The organism is Kitasatospora sp. NPDC002040, from assembly GCF_040296785.1.
Lineage (GTDB): Bacteria > Actinomycetota > Actinomycetes > Streptomycetales > Streptomycetaceae > Kitasatospora.
In genome coordinates this window covers 157,014-178,169 of record NZ_JBEOXV010000008.1, presented here as the reverse complement: position 1 = coordinate 178,169, position 21,156 = coordinate 157,014, and the positions used below count along the sequence as shown (strand labels likewise).

The 21,156-nt window shown below is 74.0% G+C and carries 24 protein-coding genes and 1 riboswitch; of the genes, 11 read left to right on the top strand and 13 right to left on the bottom strand.

Annotated features, from left to right (window positions below; translation table 11 throughout):
- Positions 1-2: 2 nt before the first annotated feature.
- The 3 genes from ABT118_RS20085 to ABT118_RS20075 all read right to left on the bottom strand — a co-directional run bounded on the left by ABT118_RS20085 (position 3) and on the right by ABT118_RS20075 (position 2,022).
- Positions 3-386: an SCO2097 family morphological protein gene (locus tag ABT118_RS20085; protein WP_184920735.1), complete on the bottom strand. Its 384-nt coding sequence runs from the start codon at positions 384-386 to the stop codon at positions 3-5.
- A 283-nt stretch (positions 387-669) separates the two neighbouring features.
- Positions 670-1,422, bottom strand: a complete 753-nt coding sequence (locus ABT118_RS20080; RefSeq protein ID WP_350670208.1) for a methyltransferase domain-containing protein — start codon at positions 1,420-1,422, stop codon at positions 670-672.
- Between the two features lie 96 nt (positions 1,423-1,518).
- Positions 1,519-2,022, bottom strand: coding sequence for an SAV_6107 family HEPN domain-containing protein (locus tag ABT118_RS20075; protein WP_502884605.1), 504 nt, complete (start codon positions 2,020-2,022; stop codon positions 1,519-1,521).
- A gap of 566 nt (positions 2,023-2,588) precedes the next feature.
- On the opposite strand from ABT118_RS20075, the gene ABT118_RS20070 reads away from it, so the two are divergent.
- Positions 2,589-3,236 carry a DUF4126 domain-containing protein gene (locus ABT118_RS20070; RefSeq protein WP_350670205.1) on the top strand — a complete coding sequence of 216 codons (648 nt, stop codon included), beginning with the start codon at positions 2,589-2,591 and terminating at the stop codon, positions 3,234-3,236.
- A gap of 7 nt (positions 3,237-3,243) precedes the next feature.
- Here the strand turns inward: ABT118_RS20070 and ABT118_RS20065 are convergent, their stop codons facing one another.
- Complete coding sequence (locus ABT118_RS20065) at positions 3,244-4,128, bottom strand: sigma-70 family RNA polymerase sigma factor (protein WP_350670203.1); 885 nt, start codon at positions 4,126-4,128, stop codon at positions 3,244-3,246.
- 141 nt (positions 4,129-4,269) lie between these two features.
- Between ABT118_RS20065 and ABT118_RS20060 the strand changes: the two genes are divergently transcribed.
- Positions 4,270-5,649 (top strand): phytoene desaturase family protein, encoded by a 1,380-nt coding sequence (locus ABT118_RS20060; RefSeq protein ID WP_350670201.1) that lies wholly within the window; start codon positions 4,270-4,272, stop codon positions 5,647-5,649.
- A gap of 6 nt (positions 5,650-5,655) precedes the next feature.
- Here the strand turns inward: ABT118_RS20060 and ABT118_RS20055 are convergent, their stop codons facing one another.
- The gene (locus ABT118_RS20055) at positions 5,656-6,012 is read right to left on the bottom strand and encodes a tetratricopeptide repeat protein (RefSeq protein WP_350670198.1); all 357 of its coding nucleotides are present in this window, start codon (positions 6,010-6,012) and stop codon (positions 5,656-5,658) included.
- A 127-nt stretch (positions 6,013-6,139) separates the two neighbouring features.
- Between ABT118_RS20055 and ABT118_RS20050 the strand changes: the two genes are divergently transcribed.
- Positions 6,140-6,394, top strand: a complete 255-nt coding sequence (locus tag ABT118_RS20050; protein WP_350670192.1) for a DUF2630 family protein — start codon at positions 6,140-6,142, stop codon at positions 6,392-6,394.
- Positions 6,395-6,401: 7 nt separating this feature from the next.
- Here ABT118_RS20050 and ABT118_RS20045 read toward each other — a convergent pair whose 3' ends face one another.
- Both ABT118_RS20045 and metF read right to left on the bottom strand, forming a co-directional pair.
- Positions 6,402-7,115, bottom strand: coding sequence for a hypothetical protein (locus tag ABT118_RS20045; protein WP_350670190.1), 714 nt, complete (start codon positions 7,113-7,115; stop codon positions 6,402-6,404).
- Between the two features lie 90 nt (positions 7,116-7,205).
- Positions 7,206-8,120, bottom strand: coding sequence for a methylenetetrahydrofolate reductase [NAD(P)H] (gene metF / locus ABT118_RS20040; RefSeq protein WP_350670188.1), 915 nt, complete (start codon positions 8,118-8,120; stop codon positions 7,206-7,208).
- A 165-nt stretch (positions 8,121-8,285) separates the two neighbouring features.
- On the opposite strand from metF, the gene ABT118_RS20035 reads away from it, so the two are divergent.
- Positions 8,286-9,392 carry a polyprenyl synthetase family protein gene (locus tag ABT118_RS20035; protein ID WP_350670183.1) on the top strand — a complete coding sequence of 369 codons (1,107 nt, stop codon included), beginning with the start codon at positions 8,286-8,288 and terminating at the stop codon, positions 9,390-9,392.
- A 103-nt stretch (positions 9,393-9,495) separates the two neighbouring features.
- Here ABT118_RS20035 and thiE read toward each other — a convergent pair whose 3' ends face one another.
- The 3 genes from thiE to ABT118_RS20020 are packed head-to-tail and all read right to left on the bottom strand — an operon-like array spanning position 9,496 to position 11,681.
- Positions 9,496-10,137, bottom strand: coding sequence for a thiamine phosphate synthase (gene thiE / locus ABT118_RS20030; protein ID WP_350670181.1), 642 nt, complete (start codon positions 10,135-10,137; stop codon positions 9,496-9,498).
- Positions 10,137-10,496, bottom strand: a complete 360-nt coding sequence (locus ABT118_RS20025; protein ID WP_350670316.1) for an Rv2175c family DNA-binding protein — start codon at positions 10,494-10,496, stop codon at positions 10,137-10,139. The genes thiE and ABT118_RS20025 overlap by 1 nt, the downstream gene beginning before the upstream one ends.
- 21 nt (positions 10,497-10,517) lie before the next feature.
- Positions 10,518-11,681 carry an NAD(P)/FAD-dependent oxidoreductase gene (locus ABT118_RS20020; RefSeq protein ID WP_350670314.1) on the bottom strand — a complete coding sequence of 388 codons (1,164 nt, stop codon included), beginning with the start codon at positions 11,679-11,681 and terminating at the stop codon, positions 10,518-10,520.
- A gap of 157 nt (positions 11,682-11,838) precedes the next feature.
- Positions 11,839-11,952: riboswitch (TPP riboswitch) on the top strand.
- Here ABT118_RS20020 and thiO point away from each other — a divergent pair.
- The 4 genes from thiO (at position 11,948) to ABT118_RS20000 (ending at position 14,880) form a co-directional block, all read left to right on the top strand.
- Positions 11,948-13,099 carry a glycine oxidase ThiO gene (gene thiO / locus ABT118_RS20015; RefSeq protein ID WP_350670179.1) on the top strand — a complete coding sequence of 384 codons (1,152 nt, stop codon included), beginning with the start codon at positions 11,948-11,950 and terminating at the stop codon, positions 13,097-13,099. (Overlaps the previous riboswitch by 5 nt.)
- Positions 13,096-13,305, top strand: a complete 210-nt coding sequence (gene thiS, locus ABT118_RS20010; RefSeq protein WP_350670176.1) for a sulfur carrier protein ThiS — start codon at positions 13,096-13,098, stop codon at positions 13,303-13,305. The genes thiO and thiS overlap by 4 nt, the downstream gene beginning before the upstream one ends.
- A 5-nt stretch (positions 13,306-13,310) precedes the next feature.
- The gene (locus tag ABT118_RS20005; protein WP_350670174.1) at positions 13,311-14,108 is read left to right on the top strand and encodes a thiazole synthase; all 798 of its coding nucleotides are present in this window, start codon (positions 13,311-13,313) and stop codon (positions 14,106-14,108) included.
- A gap of 25 nt (positions 14,109-14,133) precedes the next feature.
- Positions 14,134-14,880, top strand: coding sequence for an endonuclease/exonuclease/phosphatase family protein (locus ABT118_RS20000; RefSeq protein ID WP_350670170.1), 747 nt, complete (start codon positions 14,134-14,136; stop codon positions 14,878-14,880).
- A gap of 28 nt (positions 14,881-14,908) precedes the next feature.
- Here the strand turns inward: ABT118_RS20000 and ABT118_RS19995 are convergent, their stop codons facing one another.
- Together ABT118_RS19995 and ABT118_RS19990 are read right to left on the bottom strand one after the other, a co-directional pair.
- Complete coding sequence (locus ABT118_RS19995) at positions 14,909-15,481, bottom strand: hypothetical protein (protein ID WP_350670168.1); 573 nt, start codon at positions 15,479-15,481, stop codon at positions 14,909-14,911.
- Positions 15,482-15,497: 16 nt separating this feature from the next.
- Entirely contained in the window at positions 15,498-16,298 is an 801-nt protein-coding gene (locus ABT118_RS19990) for an alpha/beta hydrolase (protein ID WP_350670167.1), read from the bottom strand.
- Between the two features lie 192 nt (positions 16,299-16,490).
- Here ABT118_RS19990 and ABT118_RS19985 point away from each other — a divergent pair, with 192 nt between their 5' ends.
- From ABT118_RS19985 to ABT118_RS19975, 3 genes are read left to right on the top strand one after another with little or no spacing between them, the layout of a single operon-like run.
- Positions 16,491-17,291: a lysophospholipid acyltransferase family protein gene (locus ABT118_RS19985; protein WP_350670312.1), complete on the top strand. Its 801-nt coding sequence runs from the start codon at positions 16,491-16,493 to the stop codon at positions 17,289-17,291.
- 17 nt (positions 17,292-17,308) lie between these two features.
- The gene (gene macS / locus ABT118_RS19980) at positions 17,309-18,457 is read left to right on the top strand and encodes a MacS family sensor histidine kinase (protein WP_350670165.1); all 1,149 of its coding nucleotides are present in this window, start codon (positions 17,309-17,311) and stop codon (positions 18,455-18,457) included.
- Positions 18,457-19,128, top strand: a complete 672-nt coding sequence (locus ABT118_RS19975) for a response regulator (RefSeq protein WP_350670163.1) — start codon at positions 18,457-18,459, stop codon at positions 19,126-19,128. The genes macS and ABT118_RS19975 overlap by 1 nt, the downstream gene beginning before the upstream one ends.
- Before the next feature lie 52 nt (positions 19,129-19,180).
- On the opposite strand, the gene ABT118_RS19970 is transcribed toward ABT118_RS19975, so the two are convergent.
- Positions 19,181-21,115, bottom strand: a complete 1,935-nt coding sequence (locus ABT118_RS19970) for an anthranilate synthase family protein (RefSeq protein ID WP_350670160.1) — start codon at positions 21,113-21,115, stop codon at positions 19,181-19,183.
- Between the last annotated feature and the right edge of the window lie 41 nt (positions 21,116-21,156).

Genomic DNA, 21,156 nt, shown 5'->3' with positions numbered 1-21,156 from the left:
GCTCACATTCCGTCGTGTTCGTCCCGACGGCGTTGCCAACGCTGCTCCATCCGGTCCATCACACCGGCCTTCCGGCGCGGAGCAGGGGACGCCTTCGGTCCCGCTCCCTGCCCGGCCGGACCACGCTTCCAGCCGGTAACGGCGAGGACCGCGCAGCCCAGCATCACCAGGAACCCGACGACACTCACCCAGATTTGCTGAGCGACCATGCCCCCCATCAGGAGGGCAATGCCCACCACGAACCCTGCGGCGGCCTGGTAGACCCTCCGACGGGTGTAGGTGCGCAGCCCGGTTCCCTCAAGCGCTGACGCGAACTTGGGATCTTCGGCGTACAGCGCTCGCTCCATCTGCTCGAGCAGTCGCTGCTCGTGCTCCGAGAGCGGCACGGAGTCCTCCTACTCGTCGGTCGCGGGGCGACCGGTCCGCCACCCCTGGCTCGGCCTTGTGTGGTCCATATGCCCCATGCGCCTGGCTGTCATGCTTTACGGCTTTACCCAGATCATACGGTCCGAGCGGCCGGATCGGGATGGTCACGCGTCCGTGGCTCCGGCCACGTCCGCCGACCTGCCCGTCGGGCCGTCCTGCACGTGCCCAACGCTGGAGCACCCCGACAAGTGCCCGATTGGTCGGAACGACCTCCACCGGAGCGGGTGAGCGGGGCTGGGCCGGTCAGACCAGCGCGGCCAGGACGTGCAGCTGAGTGGCCACGGCGTGGAAGGCGGGCTGCTCGGCGGCGGCCTGCTCCAGCTTGAGCAGCGCCTCCATCGCACCCGGCTCGGTGTCCACCAGGACGCCCGGGACCAGGTCGGCGAAGACCCGCACCCCGTGCACCGAGGTGACCTCCAGGCCGGCCGCCGCGGCCAGCTCGCCCAGCTCCTCGACGCTGAACCGGCGGGGCATCGGGTCCTGCGCGCCCCAGCGGCCGTCGGGGGCGTCGAGCACCGCCCTGGCGTCGGCGAAGTGCCCGGCCAGCGCGCGGGCCAGCACGGCGCCGTTCCGGTTCGCGGCCAGCAGGCTGACCAGGCCGCCCTTGGCGAGCGTCGCGGTCAGGTTGCCCAGTGCCTCGGCCGGGTCGTCCACCATCTCCAGCACGCCGTGGCAGAGCACCGCGTCGACCGTGCCGGGGGTGACCAGCTCCGGCAGGGTCTGGGTGTCGCCCTGGACGGCCCGGACCAGCTCGGTGACGCCGGCCTCGGCGGCCCGGCGCTCCAGCGCGAACAGCGCGTCCGGGCTCGGGTCGACCACGGTCACCCGGTGGCCGAGCCGGGCCACCGGCACGGCGAAGTTGCCCGTGCCGCCGCCGGTGTCGAGCACCTCCAGCACGGGCCGGCCCAGCTCCGCGACCCGCTGCTCCAGGCCTGCTCGCACCACCTCCCACACCACGGCGGTACGCAGGGCACTGCGGGGACGGGTCGGGTACACGGTGGAGGCTCCTCACCACAGCGATGTCACTGAACGCCACCACCTTAGAGGCAATGCACCCGGACACCGGGCACCTTCCGCCCCACCCGCCCCGGCTCAGCTCGCGTCGAGCGGTAGGGGCTGGTCCGGGTGGAGGTCGAGCAGGCGCTGGACCAGGCGCAGGTAGAGGGCGGTGTTGCGGATCAGGTCGTCCGCGTCCCGGGCGCTGGCGGCGTGCCGGATGCCCGCCTCGGCGGCGGCCCGGCGGCGGGCCCCTGCGGCGAAGTAGGCGGCCCACTCGGCCAGCTCGGGTGCCACCTCGGGCAGCACCTCCCAGGCGCTGCGGATCGCCTGCCGCCGCCTGGTCCGCTTCTCCGGGCGCCCCCGGACGGCCAGCACGGCGGCGGTGGTGCGCAGCGCGGCCAGATGGGCGGTGGCGTAGCGCTGGAGCGGGTCCTCGTAGTGACGGGACTGGATCAGGGTCAGCTCGGCGTGCCGGAGCAGGTCCATCGCACCGGGCGGCGCGGCGGCCCGGCGCGGGACGGGGTGGATGTCGGCGCCCCGGAGCGGGCGGGCGGGTGCGGGCAGCAGTGGGGCGGTCTCGGGCTGACTGATGGTCATGCGATCCCCCGGTCCACGGCGGGTGACCCGGGCCGGCTGACCCGAGCCCCTCCATCGTGTACGGCGGCACTGACAATTCCGCCGGAGCACCTGAGAGGGCGCCCCCGCCCGACCGGATCGCGACCGTCGCCGGTCCCCGTTCGGGCGGGGGCGCCCTGCACGAGTTCCCCCCGTGGTTCCCCCCGCTGTCCCCCCGCCGCAGCCGGGCATTCCCCCCGTGAACCGCGGTCCGCCGCCCCGTGTCGGCGGTCCGCGGCCGGTGCCCGGCTTCGGTGTCGCGGCCCGAGGGTGTCCATCGATCCCCCACAGTCCGTGGACCGGTCCGGGCCGCTGCCCGGGAACGGAGCTGACGCGCCGTCCTCCCGGGTGGCCCCCACTCTGCCGTTCCCGCAGGTCGGGGGGCCATCCGTTGGGGTACTCAACTGACAATCTGAGTATCCGTACTCATCTTCGGCCGACCGGGAACCACCATCCGCCCGGGGGCGTCCTGAGCCGCCGGGGGTCACGTCCCGGTACGGTGAGCCGCCGAACCACGGCAGGGTCCACGGAGCACGGAGGGGGAACGGATGAGCGTCGTCCCGTTGGTCTTCACCAGCGGCTGGGCGAGCGGGGTCAACGCGTACGCGGTGGTGCTGCTGCTCGGGCTGCTGGGCCGGTTCGGCGGTGCCGACTCGGTGCCGCCCACGCTGGAGCGCACCGACGTGCTGATCGCCGCCGCCGTGCTGTTCCTGTGCGAGGCGGTGGCCGACAAGATCCCGTACGTGGACTCGGTCTGGGACGTGGTCCACACCGTGATCCGGCCGGTCGCGGGCGCCACCATCGGCGTCCTGCTGGCCAGTCAGGACCCGGGCTCGCTGGGCGAGGTCGCGGCCGGCGCGATGGGCGGCACCACCGCCTTGGTCAGCCACGGCATCAAGGCCTCGCTCCGGATGGCGATCAACACCTCGCCCGAGCCCGCCAGCAACATCGTGGCCAGCATCACCGAGGACCTCTCGGTGGCCGGCCTGGTCACCCTGGCGATCTTCCACCCCTGGCTGGCCGCCTCGGCCGCCGCCGTGCTGATACTGACCGGCGCGCTGCTGGTCTGGTTCGCGGTCTCCCGGATCCGGCGCTTCGTCGTCCGGCGGCGCGAGCGCAAGGCCGACCGTGCCGCCGCCCGGCACCCCGTTCCCGGGGCGGGCGGCGGCAGCGGGGCGACCCGGGTGCCGTACTGACGCGGGGTCAGCCGGTCAGGAAGGACACGTCGATCCCGGCCAGCCGGTCGGGGTCGGCCAGCAGGTTCATCTCGGTGATCCGCCCGTCCCGAATGGTCAAGCCCGACACCGACTGGATCCGGCCCCCCGGTACGCCGACCAGGCCGACCGCGCCGTTGACCAGGACCACCCGCGAGTACGGGGCCAGCGCCGCGAACATCAGCGCCTGGGACGCCACCGCCGCCGCGCCCCGGATCAGCTTGGACGCGCCCGCCAGGCCGCCCGCCCCGGCGTCGGCACGGAGCACCACGTCCGGGTCCAGCACCGTGAGCAGCGCCTCGAAGTCGCCGGCCCTGGCGGCGGTCAGGAAGGCGTCCACCACCACCCGCTGCCGCCCGAGGTCGGCCTCCGGGGCCGCCGCGCCCCGGACCCGGCGCCGGGCCCGGCTGGCCAGTTGCCGGGTGGCGGCGGGCTCCCGGTCGACGATCGGGGCGATCGCCTCGAACGGCACCGCGAACATGTCGTGCAGCACGAAGGCCAGCCGCTCGGCGGGCGGCAGGGTGTCCAGCACCACCAGCATCGCCAGCCCGACCGAGTCGGTGAGCAGCGCCTGCTGCTCCGGGTCGACCACGCCCAGCTCGCCGACCACCGGGTCGGGCACGTGGAACTCCAGCGCATCCTCCCGCCGGGACCGGCGCGAGCGCAGCAGGTCCAGGCAGACCCGGCCGACCACCGTGGTCAGCCAGGCCGGGAGGTTCTGCACCTCCGCCACGTCGGACCGCTCCAGCCGGAACCAGGTCTCCTGGACGGCATCCTCGGCCTCGCCGACCGAGCCGAGCATCCGGTAGGCGACCGCCCGGAGCCGGCTCCGTTCCGCCTCGAACCGCTCGGCCAGCAGGTCCAGCTCACTCATCGGGTCACACCTTCGGTTCGTCGGGATCCGTCGGTGCTGTGGACGGACCGGTCCGACGATATGACAGCCGAAAGCTGACGGGCAGTCGGTTCCGCAGGCCCGGGCCGGGCAGGTCAGGGGCCGGGTCTAAGATCGTGCCCCATGGCACGGATCGTCATCATCGGCGCGGGAATGAGCGGTTTGGCCGCCGCGGCACGGCTGGCCACCCTGGGGCACCGGGTGACGGTCTGCGAGGCCGGGCCGACGTACGGCGGGGAGGTCGGCCGGTACGAGCGCGACGGCTTCGCCTTCGACACCGGGCCGACCCTGCTGGCACTGCCCGCCGTCTACCGCGACCTCGCGCTGAAGACCGGCAAGGAGCCGCTCGAACAGCTGGTGCGGCTCTCCCCGGTCGAGCCCGAGAGCCGGCACCTGTTCCCCGACGGCACCGACCTGCTGCTGCCGAACGCCTCCCGGGGCGGCGTCGAGCAGGCCCTCGACACGGCCTTCGGCCCCGGTTCCGGCGAGCGCTGGAGCGAGGTGATGAACCGGGCCCGGACGGTCTGGGAGGCCACCCGCAGGCCGCTGCTGGAGGAGCCCCTCCCGGCCGACCCGACCCCGCTGCACACCGACCCGTACCCCGTCCCGGCCCGCCGCGGCCTGGCCCGGCTGCGGCGGCCGTCCGGGCACACGGTGGCCGGGGTCGCCGCCCGCGAACTCGGCGGCGCCGGGCCGACCGCGCTGCTGTACGAGTACGCGCTCAGGTTCGGCCTGGACCCGCGCACCGCCCCCGCCGGAGCGACCGTGCTGGCGTACATGGAGCAGTCCTTCGGCGTCTGGTACGTCGGCGGCGGGATGCGCGCGCTGGCCGAGGCGGTGTTCCGCCGGTGCGAGCAGCGCGGGGTGGAGTTCCGGTTCGACACCGAGGTCACCGAGGTGCTGACGGCCGACGGGCGGGTGACCGGGATGGCCGCCGGGGAACAGATCTTCGAGGCCGACACCGTGCTGTCCGCCCGCGACGAGGGCACCACCCGGCCGGGGCAGGCCCGGCTGACCGTGCTGCTGGCGCTGGACGGCGAGCGCCCGGCCGGCACCGCCGTCCGCACCGTGGTGCACGCCCGCGACACCGCCGCCGAGCTGTCCGCGCTCTTCGACGCGGCCGAGTACCCGCGCTTCCCCACCGTCCAGATGCACCGCCCGGACGACCCGTCGCTGGCCCCCGAGGACGGACACACCGCCACCCTCACGGTCACCGTCCCGCCGGTGGAGCCTCCCGCCGGGTACACCGCCCACCTGCTCGACCACCTCGCGGCAGCCGGTCTCGACCTGCGCGGGCAGGTCCGCTGGAGCGAGCAGCTCGCCCCCCGGCGGACCCACCCGCTGCCCTCGCTGGCGGGCGCCGGCGGCGGCTTCCTCAGCCCGCCGAACGCGGCCGGCCCGGCCGGTCTCTACCGGATCGGGGCGACCGCCCACCCCGGCGGCGGGCTGGCCCGGGCCGGGATGTCGGCCTCGATCGTGGCGGGCCTGGTCGGCCCGGCCTGACCGCCCTCACTCCACCAGGTTCGCCGCCCGCACCGAGTAGACCGCCCCGTCACCGCTGCCCTGACCCATCGCCCGGGCCAGCTTGCGGTAGCGGGCGGCCTCATCGGCCCGGCCCTTGCGCTCCAGCGTCCGGCCGAGCGCCTCGTACGCCCAGCCGTTGCCCGGGTCCAGCTCGACCAGCTGCTGGAACGTCCGCTCCGCCCGGCCGAGTTGGGCGCTGTGGAAGTAGGACCGCCCGAGCAGTTCGACGGCCGCGCGGTTGTCCGGGTCGGCCTCGACGATCGGGGTGAGGATCCGGGCCGCGCCGATGTAGTCCTTCGAGTCGAAGAACAGGGTGGCCCGCTGGTACTCCTGGTAGCTCATGGGGGCTGGTCTCCTTCCGTTTCCGCCCGCCTCAACCGACACGGCCGTCCGGGTGTTCCCGGCATGCGCGGCGCCCGGCCCGGCCCGAGGATGAGCGGTGTCCGCAGCCCGTACCCAAGGAGGCCCCATGACCGGCCAGGAGAACGCCGACATCCTCGGCTCGATCAGCAGCCTGGTGGACACCGAGAAGCTGCTCCGCGCCCGGATCGCGGACGGCACCGCCGACGGGGCGGCCGCCCGGGCGGAGCTGGCGGCGATCGAGGTCCGGCTCGACCAGTGCTGGGACCTGCTGCGGCAGCGGCGGGCCAGGACCGAGTTCGGCGAGGACCCCGGCGCGGCCACGGTCCGCCCGGCCGCCGAGGTCGAGGGCTACGAGTCCTGACCGGCCGTCAGATCTGCTGCTGGTAGTTCCAGTTCTGCTGCTCCGGCTGGCCGGGCTGGACCGGCTGCTCGGGCAGGTACTGCTGCGGGACGGCCGGCTGCTGCCACTCCTGCTGCTGGTAGCCCTGGTCGTAGTACGGCTGCTGCGGCTCCTGCTGCGGCTGGGCGTACGGGTCCTGGTACTGGTACTGCTCGTAGCCGTACTGCGGCTGCTGCTGGTAGCCCTGGTCGTAGTAGGGCTGCTGGTAGTACGCGGCGGCGTAGACGCCCTCCTCCGCGAGCGGCTCGGCGGCCAGCTCCTGCATCTGCTCGAACTCGAACGCCACCGGCGCCTGCTCCGGCTCGATCGGCCCGACCTCGCCGACCTGCTGGACCGCCTCGGCGGCCGCCTCCTCCTCCGCGCCGCCGGTGGCGGCACTGAGCAGCGGCACCTTGGCCAGCGGGCCCGGCAGCGCACCGTCCGCGCGGCGCAGCGACCAGCCCGCGACGTAGCCGCGCTTGGCCGAGAGGGTGACCAGGACCTGGCCGGCCGCGAACAGGGCGGCCCCGGCGCCGATCACCAGCACCGAGGAGAGCGCCATCCCGGCGACGACGGCGAGGAAGCCGCCGAGGGCCAGCGCGCGCCAGTGCAGCGGGGCGCGGTTCTGCAGCAGGAGCTCGGCCACCAGCCAGAGCGCCACCACCGCGAGCGCGGCGTACAGCAACAGGAACCCGATGCCCATACCGCGACCTCCACCGTCACCGACCCCTGCGCGTTGCGGCGACTGTACAGGCTCGGCGCGCCCCGGCCCACATCCCCGGACCGGCCGGGCTCAGCGCTGGTGCAGACCGAGGTTCTGGTAGATCTCCAGCGTCGCGGTGGAGTGGTTGAGCGTGATGAAGTGCAGCCCGGGCGCGCCCTCGGCGAGCAGCCGCTCGGCCATCGCGGTGGCGTGCTCGATGCCGATCGCGCGGACCGCCGCCGGGTCCTCGGCGACCGCCTCGAACCGGCGCTTCAGCTCCGGCGGGAAGTCCGAGCCGGAGAGCTGCGGGAACCGGGTCAGCTGCCGGATGTTGGTGACCGGCATGATCTCCGGGATGATCGGGGTCGAACAGCCCGCCGCCTCGACCCGGTCGCGCAGCCGCAGGTAGTCCTCGACCTCGAAGAACATCTGGGTGATCGCGTAGTCGGCACCGGCCCGGCACTTGGCCACGAAGTGCCTGATGTCCTCGTCCCAGTTCTCCGAGCGCGGGTGCATCGACGGGAAGGCCGCCACCCCGACGCAGAAGTCGCCGATGCTCTTGATCAGCTCGACCAGCTGGTAGGCGTACTCGACGCCCTTCGGGTGCCGGACCCACTCGCCCTCGGGGTCGCCGGGCGGGTCACCGCGGACCGCGAGGACGTTGCGCACGCCCTCGTCCGCGTACTGGCCGATGATGTTGCGCAGCTCGGCGACCGAGTGGTCGACCGCGGTCAGGTGGGCGACCGGGGTCAGCGTGGTCTCGGTGGCGATCCGGCCGACCAGGTTGACGGTCCGTCCGCGCGAGGAGCCGCCGGCGCCGTACGTCATGCAGACGAAGTTGGGGTCCAGCGACTCGACCCGGCGGATCGCGTCCCACAGCTTGGACTCACCGGCCTCGGTCCGGGGCGGCATGAACTCGAAGGAGAACGAACGGTCGCCTGCCGCCAGCAGGTCGCGGACGGTCTCCGCCCGGTCTGTTCTGGTGGAGGGGATGCCGAGTGCCATGCTGGCAGACTAGCCCGCCCCGCGAAGCGCCTGGCAATCGTGGTCCACTGGTTGAGACGTCCCCGACCCGTTCGGTGGACGGGCACGGCGCCGGTGTTGACCACGGGTGTTCACCCGGCCCGGTTAGGCTGATCTTCACCCCTGTCTTCGACTCCGGAGTCCATCGTGCCCTCGTCCACCGCCCGGCCGGTCAGCCCCATCGACGTGGAGGACGTCCGCGAGCGCGTCAACGCGGCGCTGGCGGACTTCATGGCCGAGCAGACCGAGCTGCTCGGCACGGTCTCCGCCCAGCTGGCCCCCGCCGCCGACGCGCTGCGCGAGTTCCTGCTGGACGGCGGCAAGCGGCTGCGGCCGGCCTTCTGCTACTGGGGCTGGCGCGGGGCGGGCGGCGCCGCCGACTCGGCCGGGCTCCCCCGGGCCGCCGCCGCGCTGGAGCTGCTCCAGGCCAGCGCCCTGGTGCACGACGACCTGATGGACCGCAGCGACACCCGGCGCGGGCTGCCCTCGATCCACCGCCGGTTCGAGGCACTGCACCGCGAGCGCGGCTGGCGCGGCGACCGGGAGCAGTACGGCGCCTCGGCGGCGGTGCTGCTCGGCGACCTGCTGCTGATCTGGTGCGACGAGCTGTTCCTGCGCTCCGGGCTGCCCGCCGAGCGGGTGCTCGCCGCCAAGCCCGCCTTCGACCTGATGCGCACCGAGGTGATGGTCGGGCAGTACCTGGACGTGCTGGAGCCGGTCGCCGGGGACTCCGCGGACGAGGGTGCGCTGGAGCGGGCGCAGACCGTCCTGCACTACAAGTCGGCGAAGTACACCATCGAGCGGCCGCTCCAGGTCGGCGCGCTGCTGGCCGGGGCCGGGCCCGAACTGGTCGCCGCCTACTCGGACTTCGGCCTGCCGCTGGGCGAGGCGTTCCAGCTCAGGGACGACCTGCTCGGCGTCTTCGGCGACCCCACCGTCACCGGGAAGCCGGCCGGCGACGACCTGCGCGAGGGCAAGCGGACGCTGCTGGTCGCGCACGCCATGCGGGGCCTGTCCAAGGCGGACGCCGTCCACCTGGACGAGCGGCTCGGGGCGGCGGACCTGGCCGCCGACGAAGTGCCGGTCCTGCGCGGCCTGGTGGAGAAGAGCGGAGCCGCCGAGATCGTCGAGCACCGGATCGACGAACTGATGGCCCAGTCCCTCGCCGCCCTCGACGCCGCCCCGCTCGCCGCCGGCCCGGCCCGCGCCACCCTGCTCGCCCTGGCCGAGGCGGCCACGGTCCGCAAGTACTAGCGCAGCCGCTCGCCGAACTCACGCTCAGCGCCGTGGAGTTCACGTCGCCGGCCGCCTGCGGAGCGTCTCCGCGGGCGGCCGGTCGGGTGATCCCCTGCGCGTACTACCGCCGGATCCTGCGGGCCAGCTCGGCGGCGGCCGCGCCCGGGTCCTCGGCGGCGGTGATCGCGCGGACCACCACCACCCGGGTGGCGCCCGCGTCGAGCACCTGGTCCAGGTTGCCCAGGTCGATGCCGCCGATCGCGAACCAGGGGCGGTCCGTCGCGGCCTTGGCGGCGTACGAGACCAGGCCCAGGCCCGGGGCGTGGCGGCCCGGCTTGGTGGGGGTGGGCCAGACCGGGCCGGTGCAGAAGTAGTCGACGCCGGGCTCGGCGATCGCCGCGTCGACCTCGGACTCGGCGTGGCAGGACCGGCCGAAGACCACGTCGTCGCCGAGGATCGCCCGGGCGGCCGGCACCGGCAGGTCGTCCTGCCCCAGGTGCAGCACGTCGGGCCGGGCCGCGTGCGCGACGTCGGCCCGGTCGTTCACCGAGAACAGCCGGCCGTGCCGGCGGGCGGCGTCGGCGAAGACCTCCAGGTACTCCAGCTCCTGCTTCGCCTCCAGGCCCTTGTCCCGGAGCTGGACGATGTCCACCCCGTTGGCCAGCACGGCGTCGAGGAACTCGGGCAGGTCGCCCTGCTCGCGGCGGGCGTCGGTGCACAGGTACAGCCGGGCGTCGGCCAGCCGCGTGCGGGCGTCGGTCATCAGATCAGCTCCGCCTGGGCCCGGCGCTTGACCTCGGTGCCGCGGTTCTCCACCAGGGCCTCGATCGGGCTGCCGGGCAGCGAGGGCTGCTCGGTGAACAGCCAGTCGATGATCTCGGCCTCGGTGAACTTGGCGTCCCGCAGCAGCGTCAGCGTGCCGGAGAGGTGCTTGACCAGGCCGGCCCCGTCGATGAAGGCGGCGGGCACCTGGAGGGACTTGTTCGGACCGCGGCGGACCGCGATCAGCTTTCCGGACTTCACCATGTCGCGGACCTCGGTGACGGGGACACCCCACTGCTCACTGATGTCGGGCAGGTACATCCACGCGGGGACCAGGGCTTCGATCTTCTCTGACGTCATCTCGCTCACGGCACCAGAATCTCACAGCGAATTCGGGGCCACCGCCGCCTTCAACTGCACGGACGGGTCGACAGCGGCCACGGCGTCCAGCACGGCGCCGCGTTCGATCAGCTTCTTCGCCTGGTTGACGTCGCGCGGCCGGTCCACCGAGAGCAGCCCGGTCAGCCGGCCGTCCCGGAGCCAGAGCACCGTCCAGGCCGGGTCCCCGGCCGAGCCGCGCCAGAGCATCAGGTCGGTCTCCGCGTGCCGCCCGGCGTACTGCACCATCCGCCCGAACTGCTCCGACCAGAAGTACGGCACCGGGTCGTACGGCGTGCCCGCCCCGAGCACCGAGGCGGCCACGGCCCGGCCGGACTGCAGCGCGTGGTCCCAGTGCTGGACGTTCACCCGGGCGCCCAGCCGGGCGGACGGGTAACTGACGCAGTCGCCCGCCGCCCAGACCCCGGGCAGCGAGGTGCGCAGCCGGTCGTCCGTCAGCACCGCCCCGGCCCGGTCCAGCTCCACCGGGGAGCCCGCCAGCCAGCCGGTCGCGGGGCGGGCCCCGATGCCGACCACCACTTCGTCGGCCGCCAGCTCGGTGCCGTCGGCCAGCAGCACCGCGCCCGGCTCGACCGCCGCGACCTTGGCCCCGCAGCGCAGCTCGACCCCGGCGTCCTCGTACCAGCGGGTCATCAGGGTGCCGAGCTCGGCGGGCAGCGCCCCGGCCAGCGGGGTCGCGGCCGCCTCCACCACCGTCACCCGGCAGCCGAGCTGCCGGGCCACCGTCGCGGTCTCCGCGCCGATCCAGCCCGCGCCGACCAGCACCAGGTGCCGTCCGGGGAGCAGGCTCGCGCGCAGCGCCAGGGCGTCGTCGAGGGTGCGCAGGGTGCGGGCGCCGGGGAGGGTGACCGGCTTGGCGCCGGTGGCGATCACCAGGCCGTCGTACGGCAGCGTCCCCCGGTCGGTGTGCAGCAGCCCGGGTTCGAGACCGGTCGCGCGGTGTCCGGGCAGCAGTTCTACCCCGCCCCAGTCGATGTCCAGGGTGGTGCTGTCGCGCTGCCCGAGCAGCACGTCCTTGGAGAGCGGCGGCCGGTCGTACGGCAGCTCCGCCTCCGCGCCGAGCAGGGCCACCGGCCCCTCCCAGCCCCCCTGCCGCAGGGCCAGCGCCGACTGCGCGCCCGCCATGCCGCTGCCGACCACGATCATCCGCCCACCCGTCAGCTCCACCCGGCCCACCCTACTGAGCCCGGGGCGGTCAGGACGAGGAGTTGCCCCTGCGGAACCGGAGAAAGGCGCGCCCCGCCGGGCCTGTCCACCCTTCGGTCAGCGGCCTTCGGGGTGCCCGGCGGCCGGGGATATGGTGGGTGGCGTTACACGGGAGCCCGGTGCACCGGGCTGAGAGGCGGGCTGCGGCGGCCTGCGACCGTCCGAACCTGATCCGGGTCATACCGGCGAAGGGAGAGCGAAGTACTTTGACACGCACCGAGAGCGACGTCCTGGTCATCGGCGGCGGCATCATCGGCCTCGCGGTCGCCTGGCGGACCGCCCAGCGCGGGCTGCAGGTCACCGTGGTGGACCCCGAGCACGGCCGGGGCGCGGCCCAGGTCGCGGCCGGGATGCTGGCCCCGGTCACCGAGCTGCAGTACGGCGAGGAGCCGCTGCTCCGGCTGGGGATGGCCTCCAACGACCGCTACCGCGACTTCGTCGCCGAGCTGGCCGACCTGACCGAGCTGGACACCGGCTACCGCGAGACCGGCACGCTGGCCGTGGCGCTGGACGCCGACGACCGGGCCGAGCTGCGCGAGCTGCACGAGTTCCAGCAGCGGCTCGGCCTGGAGTCGCACTGGCTCACCGGCCGCGAGTGCCGGAAGCTCGAACCGATGCTGGCCCCGGGCGTCCGGGGCGGCCTGCACGTCACGGGCGATCACCAGGTGGACGGCCGCCGGCTGGCCGCCGCCCTGGTGCTGGCCTGCGAGCGCTCCGGCGTCACCCTGCTCCGGGCCTCCGTCACCGAGCTGCTGCTGACCGGTGACCGGGCCACCGGCGTCCGGCTGAGCACCGGCGACCGGCTGACGGCCGGTCAGCTGGTGCTGGCCGCCGGGCCGCAGAGCCACCTGCTGCCCGGGCTGCCCGCCGGGGTGCTGCCGCCGGTGCGCCCGGTGAAGGGGCAGGTGCTGCGGCTGCGGATCCCGGACCGGTACGCGCCGTTCCTGTCCCGCAACGTCCGGGCCGTGGTGCGCGGGCAGCACATCTACCTGGTGCCCCGGGCCGACGGCGAGCTGGTGATCGGGGCGACCAGCGAGGAGCAGGGCTACGACACCACCGTCACGGCCGGCGGCGTCTACGAACTGCTCCGGGACGCCCACGAGCTGGTGCCGGGCCTGACCGAGCTGCCGCTGGTGGAGACCGGTGCGGGCCTGCGGCCCGGTTCGCCGGACAACGCCCCGCTGCTCGGCCCGACCGCGCTGCCCGGCCTGGTCGCCGCCACCGGCCACTACCGCAACGGCGTCCTGCTCACCCCGGTGACCGCCGACCTGATCGCCGAGCACCTGGCCACCGGCGCCGTCCCGGCGCTGGCCGCCCCCTTCTCCCCCAGCCGCTTCGCCCCGAAGGCCACCGCATGAACGAGCTGACGCTGACCGTCAACGGCACCCCCCGCCGGGTGCCCCCGGGCGCCACCCTGGCCGAGGTGGTCGCCGCCCTGAGCACCTCCCCCACCGGGGTGGCCGCCGCGCTGAACGAGGCCGTGGTGCCGCGCTCGGCCTGGGAGAGCACCGCCCTCGGCGCGGGCGACCGGATCGAGATCCTCACCGCAGTCCAGGGAGGCTGACCAGCATGGCCGACGACACCCTCACGATCGCCGGAGTCACCTTCAACTCCCGTCTGATCATGGGCACCGGCGGTGCCCCCAGCCTGGAGGTGCTGGAGCAGGCGCTCCGGGTCTCCGGCACCGAGCTGACCACGGTGGCGATGCGCCGGGTCGACCCGGGCACCCAGGGCTCGGTGCTGGACGTGCTCACCCGCAACAACATCCGGGTGCTCCCCAACACCGCCGGCTGCTACACCGCCGGGGAGGCCGTGCTGACCGCCCGGCTGGCCCGCGAGGCGCTCGGCACCGACTGGGTGAAGCTGGAGGTGATCGCGGACGAGCGCACCCTGCTGCCCGACCCGATCGAACTCCTGGACGCCGCCGAGACCCTGGTCGACGACGGCTTCACCGTGCTCCCCTACACCAACGACGACCCGGTGCTGGCCCGCAAGCTGGAGGACGTCGGCTGCGCGGCGATCATGCCGCTCGGCTCGCCGATCGGCTCCGGGCTCGGCATCCGCAACCCGCACAACTTCCAGCTGATCGTGGAGAGCGCCGGCGTCCCGGTGGTGCTGGACGCCGGCGCGGGCACCGCCTCCGACGTTGCGCTGGCGATGGAGCTCGGCTGCTCCGCCGTGATGCTGGCCTCCGCCGTCACCCGGGCCCAGGAGCCGGTGCTGATGGCCGACGCCATGCGCCGCGCCACCGAGGCCGGCCGGCTCGCCTTCCGGGCCGGCCGCATCCCGCGCCGCTTCCACGCCGAGGCCTCCTCCGCGATGGCCGGGCGCGCCGACCTCGACACCCGCGAACGGCCCGCTTTCTGACGCCGGGTCACCTACCATCGGCAGCGTGATCCAGCTGCCCGCGTCCGGAACCGAGCCCGACGGGGCGCAGGTGGTCCGGCTGCTCAGTTACAACGTCCGTTCGCTCCGGGACGACCGCGAGGCGCTGGTCCGGGTGATCCGGGCCTGCGCGCCCGACCTGGTCTGCATCCAGGAGTCGCCCCGGTACTGGCGGCCCGAGGGGCAGGCCGCCTGGCTGGCCCGGCGGACCGGCACGGTGGTCCTCTCCGGCGGGGGCCGGATCGCCGCCGGTCCACTGCTGCTCGGGCGGCTGGCGGTGGACGTGCTGGAGGTACGGGACCGGCTGCTGCCGAAGACCCGGGGCCTGCACGCCCGCGGCTTCGCCACCGCGAAGGTGCGGATCGGCCGCTCCGCACCGTTCGTACTGACGAGCTGTCACCTCAGCCTGGACCAGGACGAGCGGCTGCGGCAGTTCGCGCTGCTCCCCGAGCAGGCCGGGGACGACGAGACCGCCGTGGTCGCGGGCGACTTCAACGAGCACCCCGACGGCCCCGGCTGGCGCCGACTGGCCTCGCGCTACCGCGACGGCCACGTGGTCGCCCCCTGGGGCGGCACCAACACCTCGGTCCCGGGCAACCCGCACCAGCGGATCGACGCCGTCTTCGTCTCCCCCGACCTCACCGTGCTCGCCTGCGGCGTCCCGCACGAACTCCCGGGCGTCGAACCGGCCGACCTGCTGGCCGCCACCGACCACCTGCCGCTGCTCGCCGTCCTGCGCGTCCCGGCCGGCTAGCCGGGGCGCCCCGGCTAGCGGCCGGGGGTCAGACCACGGCCCCGCCGTGCGGGTCCTCCGGCTCGTCCGGGTCCCGGTCCTTCATCCGGACCACCAGGGTGACGAAGCCGCCCAGGAAGGCGCTGACGCCGACCCAGGCCGGCCAGCCGGAGACCTCGCGCCAGACCAGCACGTCGAACAGCAGCAGCGCCGGGCCGCCGAGCACCGCGAGCCAGGCGAACTTGGCGGTGGTGTCCATCGGCGGCAGCGGCGGCGGCTCCGGCGGGACGAAGTGGCCCTCGTCCGGGTCCTCGGCGGCCACGTAGGCCCGGGGGTCGCTGTTGGCCGGGCGGGGGCGGGGCTGCGGGGCGAGGTCGTTCAGCTCGTTCCCGGGCTCGCGCCGGACTTCCTTGGCCCGGATGTTCTCGATCTCCGGCCACTCCGGGTTGTTCAGGTCGACCGGGTCGTCGAACTGCGCGACCAGGGCCGCGAAGATGGCGTCCTGCTCGGCCTGGGTGCCCCCCACCGGGCGGCGCGCAGGCGCGTCGGAAGCCCCGGTCGGCTCGGCCTTCGCCTCGCCGTCCAGGGGCAGTTCCTCGTCGTCGCCCGCGGTGTTGTTCATCTGCACTGCCGGCCCTTCAGCCCAGGTGGTCCTCGGCGCTCGCGTCCACGGCACTCGCGTCCACGGGGACGGCCGGGCCCAGGCGCCGGACGAAGTCGAGGCTTGCCTCGACGATCAGTCCGGCGTCGTGGTCCAGCGTGGCCACGTGGTAGCTGCGCTCGCAGAGCAGCTCGGTCACATCGGTCGAGGATATCCGGGCCAGCACCAACTCGGAGTTGGCCGGGGAGACCACGTGGTCCTGCGGACTGTGCAGCAGCAGCACCGGCTGCCGCACGTCCGGCAGCTCGGCCTGCACGTTCTTCCACAGCCGGGCCAGTGACCAGGCGGCATGCAGCGGCGTCCGGTCGTAGCCGATCTCCTGCGTGCCGGGCTTGGCGATGTCGTTGGCGACGCCGGGAAGGCTCGGTACGAGGTGCCGGAGCACCGGCAACAGCACACTTGCGGGGTTGTCGGAACGCACGGACGGGTTGACGACCACCACGCCGGCCACCGCCGGACCCTTCCGGGCGGCCAGCCGCAGCGCGAGCGCGCCGCCCATCGAGAGCGCGCAGACGAAGACCTGCCCGCACTCGGCGGCCAGCTCCTCGAAGGCCCGGTCGGCCTCGGCGTACCAGTCCTCCCAGCGGGTCAGCTGCATGTCCTGCCAGCGGGTGCCGTGGCCGGGGAGCAGCGGCAGCGAGACCGAGTACCCGGCCTCGACGAACGCGTCGGCCCAGGGGCGGAGCGACTGCGGCGACCCGGTGAAGCCGTGCACGAACAGCACACCGACCTGGCCACCACGGTGGCGGAACGGTTCTGCTCCGGGCAGCAACGGCATCGGCGGGCTCCATTCGCGGGACGGATCCGGGCCGACCTGACGGGGCGTCGGCGACGGGTCCTGGCACTGGCATCCGAATCGTCCCATGGTCGGCGGCGACTCGTACAGCCCTGCCGGTGCGTACGGCGGCGGCCGGAAGCATTAGGATCGACCGGTCCGCACAACAGGAGGCCCCGGTTGTTCTACCGACTGATGAAGATGATCGTCGCACCACTGCTGCGAATCTTCTTCCGGCCTTGGATCGAGGGTGCCGACAACATCCCCGACGACGGCCCCGCGATCATCGCGAGCAACCACCTGTCGTTCTCGGACTCGTTCTTCCTGCCCGCCCTGATGAAGCGTCGGGTGACCTTCATCGCCAAGGCGGAGTACTTCAACACCCCCGGCATCAAGGGCAAGCTGACCGCCGCCTTCTTCAAGGGCGTCGGCCAGCTCCCGGTCGACCGCTCGGGCGTGCGCGGGGCCGGTGAGGCCGCGATCCGCAGTGCCGTCGCGGTGATCGAGCGGGGCGAGCTGTTCGGGGTCTACCCCGAGGGCACCCGCTCCCCCGACGGCAAGCTCTACCGGGGCAAGGTCGGCGGCCTGGCCCGGGTCGCGCTGGCCACCGGCGCACCGGTGATCCCGGTCGCGATGATCGACACCGAGAAGGTCCAGCCCCCCGGCCAGGTGGTGCCGAACTTCGGCGTCCGCCCCGGCATCCGGATCGGCCGGCCGCTCGACTTCTCCCGCTACCACGGCATGGAGAACGACCGCTTCATCCTCCGCTCCGTGACGGACGAGGTGATGTACGAGATCATGCGGCTGTCCGGCCAGGAGTACGTCGACATCTACGCGACCGCCGCCAAGCGGCAGATCACCGAGGACAAGAAGCGCACCGACGCCGAGCGGCGGGCGGAGCAGAAGGCGGTCAAGGCGCAGCAGGAGGCCGAGAAGAAGGCCGCCGAGGCCGCTGCCGCCGAAGCCGCCGAGAAGGACGCCCCGACCGAGCAGTAGGCAGGAGCGTGGGGACGATGGCCGGTCAGCGGCCGGGGTACGGCGGCACCTTGGCCGCCGGGGGCATGTCGGTCGAGCTCCCGCTCTGGCGGGCCATCTCGTTCTTCCGGGTGCTGGCGCTGGCGTACGCGGTGCTCCGCTACTTCGGCTCGTACCTGGACTTCCTGCACCCGGTCTCCGGCTGGATCTTCCTCGGCGCGCTGACCCTCTGGACGCTGGCCAGCACCCGGGCGTTCGCCGGTCCCGAGCGCTGCACCTGGTACGTGCTGGCCACCGACCTGGGCTTCGCGGTGACCGGCATCGTGATGAGCGGCGTGATCGACACCGCCGCCCGGATCCACGCGGGCGCCCCCACCCTGCCGACCATCTGGGCGGCCGGCACCGTGCTCGGTTTCGCGGGCAAGGGCGGCTGGCGCTGGGCGGCCTTCGCCGGGGCGGTGGTCGGGGTGGCCAACATCGCCGGGCACGGCGGGATCACCCCGGACAACCTGCACAACATCGTGCTGCTGATGCTCGCGGGCTGCGCCATCGGCTACGTGATCGAGCTGGCCCGGGCCAGCGAGGCCGCGCTCACCCGGGCGCTCCAGGTGGAGGCCGCCACCCGGGAGCGCGAGCGGCTCTCCCGGGACATCCACGACGGGGTGCTCCAGGTGCTCGCCCTGGTCCAGCGCGGCGAGGGCGAACCCGCCGAGCTGAGCCGGCTGGCGGGCGAGCAGGAGCGCGCCCTGCGCACCCTGATGACGGGCAGTCGGCCCGTCGCCGAGGACGAGGGCCTCGACCTGCTGGCACTGCTCGGCCACTACGCCGACGACCGGGTCACCCTCTCCGCCCCGGCCACCCCGGTGCTCCTCCCCGGCCCGGTCGCGGCCGAGCTGACCGCCGCCGTCGGCGCCGCCGTGGACAATGTCCGCCGCCACGCGGGCGGTACGGCCCGGGCCTGGATCCTGGTGGAGGACGAGCCGGAGGCGGTCACCGTGAGCATCCGCGACGACGGCCCCGGCTACCCGGCCGGACGGCTGGCCGAGGCGGAGCAGGCCGGCCGGCTCGGCGTCTCGCAGTCGATCCGGGGCCGGCTGCTGGACCTGGGCGGCACCGCCGAGCTGTACTCGTCCCCGGGCGAAGGCGTCGAGGTCGAGCTGCGGGTACCGAGGATGCGGGAGAGCTGATGGACGGTCAGGCACACGGACAGGAACCGGTCCGGATCATGGTGGTGGACGACCACCCGATGTGGCGCGAGGCGGTCTCCCGGGACCTGGCCGAAGCCGGGTTCGACGTGGTGGCCACCGCCGGGGACGGCGAGGAGGCGGTCCGCCGGGCCAGGGCCAGCAGCCCCCGGGTGATCGTGCTCGACCTCAACCTGCCCACCATGCCCGGGGTCGAGGTCTGCCGCCAGGCCGTCGCCCAGGACCCGGCCGTCCGGGTGCTGGTGCTCTCCGCCAGCGGCGAGCACGCCGACGTGCTGGAGGCGGTGAAGTCCGGCGCCACCGGCTACCTGCTCAAGTCCGCGCACCGGGACGAGCTGATCGACGCCGTCCGCCGCACCGCCCTCGGCGAGCCGGTCTTCACCCCCGGACTCGCCGGCCTGGTCCTGGGCGAGTTCCGCCGGCTGGCCACCGGCCCGTCCGCCCCCTCCGCCCCGCAGCTGACCGCCCGCGAGACCGAGGTGCTGCGCCTGGTCGCCAAGGGCCTGTCCTACCGTCAGATCGCCGACCGCCTGGTGCTCTCCCACCGCACGGTGCAGAACCACGTCCAGAACACGCTCGGCAAGCTCCAGCTGCACAACCGGGTCGAGCTGGTCCGCTACGCGATCGAACAGGGCCTGGACGACACCCTCTGACCGGCCCGGGCCCCGGTGGACGCGCTGTCCCCGGGGCCCCGGCCGAATCCGGTCAGACCGTCACGGTGCCCATGGTCTCCAGCAGTTCGGCGACCAGTTCGACGCCCTCGCGGGTGAGCACCGACTCGGGGTGGAACTGCAGCGTGGCGAAGCCGGGGCCGCGCAGCGCGTGCACGTCGGTGCCCTCGTCCGCGCGGCAGACCTCGATGCCCTCGACGGCCAGCCGGGCGGCGTCGGCGTCGGTGCAGCGCGAGGTGAAGGTGTTGTAGAAGCCGACCGTCCGCCGGGTGCCGAACAGGTCGATGCTCTCCTGGGCGCCCTGGTACGGGACGTCCTTGCGGGCCAGCGGCAGGCCGAGCTCGGCCGAGACCAGCTGGTGGCTGAGGCAGACCGCGAGCAGCGGCGCCGTCCGGGCACCGCTGCGGGCGGCGGCCAGCGCCTCGGCGACGATCGGCCGGAGCAGCGCCATCTTGGGGTCGGCCGGGTCCGCCGGGTCGCCCGGGCCGGGGCCGAGCACCAGCGGCCCCTGGTGGGCGGCGACCAGCTCGCGCAGTCCGGGGGTGTCGAACCGGAGTACCCGCACCCGGTGGCCGAGCGAGGTGAGCAGGTGGGCCAGCATCGAGGTGAAGGTGTCCTCGCCGTCGACCACCAGGGTCTCGTGCTCGGCGGTGACGGTGGCGGGCTGCTGCATCCGGAGCCAGAACGGCGCGAGCCTGGTGCGCCGGGAGTCCAGCGCGCTCTGCACCCGGTGGTCGTCGGCGAGCACCGGTCCGGCCTTGCGGACCGCGCGGTGGGCGGGCGCGGGGCGGGCCCCGATCGCGGTGAGCACCCCGGCGGCCTTGGCGTGCGTCTCGGCCACCTCCGACTCCGGGTCGGAGTGCCGGACCAGCGTGGCGCCGGCCCGGACCACCAGGCCGCCGGTGAGGTCGATGTCGACGGTGCGGATACAGATCGGCGAGTCGAGCTGCTGCCCGCCGCTGGCGGTGCGGCCGAGCAGGGCGAGCGCGCCGGAGTAGTAGCCGCGGCCGGTGCGCTCGTAGCGCTTGATCACCCGGGTGGCGTTCTGCACCGGGCTGCCGGTCACGGTGGCGGCGAACATGGTCTCCTTCAGCACCTCCCTGACGTCCAGTGAGGTCCGGCCGCGCAGCTCGTACTCGGTGTGCGCGAGGTGGGCCATCTCCTTCAGCCGCGGCCCCAGCACCTGGCCGCCCAGGTCGCCGACGGTGCACATCATCTTGAGCTCCTCGTCGACCACCATGGTGAGCTCCTCGAGCTCCTTGGGGTCGTTGAGGAAGTCCAGCAGCGAGTCGATGCCGGGCCCCTCGGCCGGATAGCGGTAGGTGCCGGAGATCGGGTTCATCACCACCGTCCCGCCGCTCTGCCGGATGTGGACCTCCGGCGAGGCGCCGACCAGGTAGCGCTCGCCGGTGTGCACCAGGAAGGTCCAGTACGCCCCGCGCTCCTGGTCCAGCAGCCGGCGGAACAGGCTGAACGGGGTGGCGGGCCCGAAGTCGTCCAGCCGGGCGGTGAAGTCGCGCCGGATCACGAAGTTGGCGCCCTCACCGCGGCCGATCTCGTCCTCGATCACCCGGCGGACGATGCCGGCGTACTCCTCGTCCTCGATGTCGAAGGAGCCGCCGGTGAGCGAGATCGGCAGCTGCGGCAGCGCCTCCAGCACCTCGGCCAGCGGGAAGGCGTACTGCTCCTCGACCTTGATGCCCTGCAGCGGGGTGCCGTCGTCGTGCGCCTCGAAGCCGCGCTCGCGGATCTGCCGGTACGGCACCAGCGCGAGCAGGTCGTGCCGGGCGCCGCCCTCGGGGGCGCCGGCCGGCAGCGGCAGGTCGGCCAGCTCCTCGTACGCGCCGCGGGTGCCGATCAGGATCTCGACGGTGTCCAGGGCGATCCGGGGGGCGCGGCGGTGCAGCAGCGCGTAGGCCGGGGCGTCGGCGGCGGTCAGGCGGTGCAGCAGGGAGGTGAGACTGGTCACGGTTCGACTGGTCCTTCCGGGAGGTGTGCGGTGTGTGTTTC

Coding starts and splice junctions, on each gene's coding strand:
- ABT118_RS20075 (WP_502884605.1), bottom strand. CDS start 2,022: ATGACCATCAGTCAGCCCGAGACCGCCCCACTGCTGCCCGCACCCGCC.
- ABT118_RS20070 (WP_350670205.1), top strand. CDS start 2,589: ATGAGCGTCGTCCCGTTGGTCTTCACCAGCGGCTGGGCGAGCGGGGTC.
- ABT118_RS20065 (WP_350670203.1), bottom strand. CDS start 4,128: ATGAGTGAGCTGGACCTGCTGGCCGAGCGGTTCGAGGCGGAACGGAGC.
- ABT118_RS20060 (WP_350670201.1), top strand. CDS start 4,270: ATGGCACGGATCGTCATCATCGGCGCGGGAATGAGCGGTTTGGCCGCC.
- ABT118_RS20055 (WP_350670198.1), bottom strand. CDS start 6,012: ATGAGCTACCAGGAGTACCAGCGGGCCACCCTGTTCTTCGACTCGAAG.
- ABT118_RS20050 (WP_350670192.1), top strand. CDS start 6,140: ATGACCGGCCAGGAGAACGCCGACATCCTCGGCTCGATCAGCAGCCTG.
- ABT118_RS20045 (WP_350670190.1), bottom strand. CDS start 7,115: ATGGGCATCGGGTTCCTGTTGCTGTACGCCGCGCTCGCGGTGGTGGCG.
- metF (WP_350670188.1), bottom strand. CDS start 8,120: ATGGCACTCGGCATCCCCTCCACCAGAACAGACCGGGCGGAGACCGTC.
- thiE (WP_350670181.1), bottom strand. CDS start 10,137: ATGACCGACGCCCGCACGCGGCTGGCCGACGCCCGGCTGTACCTGTGC.
- ABT118_RS20025 (WP_350670316.1), bottom strand. CDS start 10,496: ATGACGTCAGAGAAGATCGAAGCCCTGGTCCCCGCGTGGATGTACCTG.
- ABT118_RS20020 (WP_350670314.1), bottom strand. CDS start 11,681: ATGATCGTGGTCGGCAGCGGCATGGCGGGCGCGCAGTCGGCGCTGGCC.
- thiS (WP_350670176.1), top strand. CDS start 13,096: ATGAACGAGCTGACGCTGACCGTCAACGGCACCCCCCGCCGGGTGCCC.
- ABT118_RS20005 (WP_350670174.1), top strand. CDS start 13,311: ATGGCCGACGACACCCTCACGATCGCCGGAGTCACCTTCAACTCCCGT.
- ABT118_RS19995 (WP_350670168.1), bottom strand. CDS start 15,481: ATGAACAACACCGCGGGCGACGACGAGGAACTGCCCCTGGACGGCGAG.
- ABT118_RS19990 (WP_350670167.1), bottom strand. CDS start 16,298: ATGCCGTTGCTGCCCGGAGCAGAACCGTTCCGCCACCGTGGTGGCCAG.
- ABT118_RS19985 (WP_350670312.1), top strand. CDS start 16,491: ATGAAGATGATCGTCGCACCACTGCTGCGAATCTTCTTCCGGCCTTGG.
- macS (WP_350670165.1), top strand. CDS start 17,309: ATGGCCGGTCAGCGGCCGGGGTACGGCGGCACCTTGGCCGCCGGGGGC.
- ABT118_RS19975 (WP_350670163.1), top strand. CDS start 18,457: ATGGACGGTCAGGCACACGGACAGGAACCGGTCCGGATCATGGTGGTG.